The organism is Blautia sp. OF03-13 (genome assembly GCF_003460685.1).
Taxonomy (GTDB): domain Bacteria; phylum Bacillota; class Clostridia; order Lachnospirales; family Lachnospiraceae; genus Fusicatenibacter; species Fusicatenibacter saccharivorans.
Window position 1 is genome coordinate 1 of the sequence record NZ_QTVR01000060.1, and the last position, 944, is coordinate 944.

General features: G+C 53.4%; 1 pseudogene. It reads left to right on the forward strand.

Annotated elements, in window-relative coordinates:
• A pseudogene (locus DXA55_RS16880) lies at positions 1-944 on the forward strand (MobA/MobL family protein); the annotation flags it as partial.

Sequence of the window (944 nt, forward strand, 5' to 3'; positions counted from 1 at the left end):
AGGAAAACATCGCTCTTGCAAGGCAATTTTTATTGGAGAACTTTGTGAGCCGGGGCATGGTGGTTGACTTCGCCGTACACCAGCCAGACCGGGAGGACGGCGGCATACCCAATCCACATTTTCATGTGCTTTGCCCTATCCGCCCCATCGAGCAGAACGGCAAATGGGGCTAAAGCAACGCCGGGTGTATGAGCTGGACGAGGACGGCAACCGTATCCGGGACCAGAACGGCGAGTTTGTTTTCAACGCCGTTCCCACTACCGACTGGGGCAGTCCCGAAACGCTGGAATACTGGCGGCAGACATGGGCAGAGTTATGCAACGCCAAGTTTGCGGAAAAGGGGCTTGACGTTCGTATCGACCACCGAAGCTATGAGCGTCAGGGCGTAGAGCTTCTTCCCACCGTCCATGAGGGCGCAACCGTCCGGGCAATGGAGAAGAAAGGTATACGCACCGAGAAAGGCGAGTTCAATCGCTGGATCAGAGCGACCAATGCCGTTATCCAGGACATTAAGAAGAAAATCGCTCTCCTGTTTGATTGGATTGCCGAAGCAAAAGCGGAGCTTGCCAAGCCGCAGGCACCCGACCTTGTTTCTCTGCTGAACGCCTATTACACCCAGCGCAGAGCCGGGGCTTATTCGCAGAAAGGCAAGGTCAGCAACCTAAAGGAGATGAACGAAACTTTCAATTATCTCCGGGCAAACGGCATTTACTCCCTTGAAGATTTGGAACACCGTGTCAGCGAACACAGTGCTGCCACAGAGAGCTTGAAGAAAACGCTGGACGAACAGACCGCCCGAATGAAAGCAATTAAGCAGCTCTATGACAGCTCCGCTGCTTTCCAGAGCTTGAAGCCTGTCTATGACGGCTTGCAGAAAATCAAGTTTGAGAAGCCCAGAGCCAAGTACAAGGCAGAGCATGAAGCGGAACTGAAACAGTTCTACG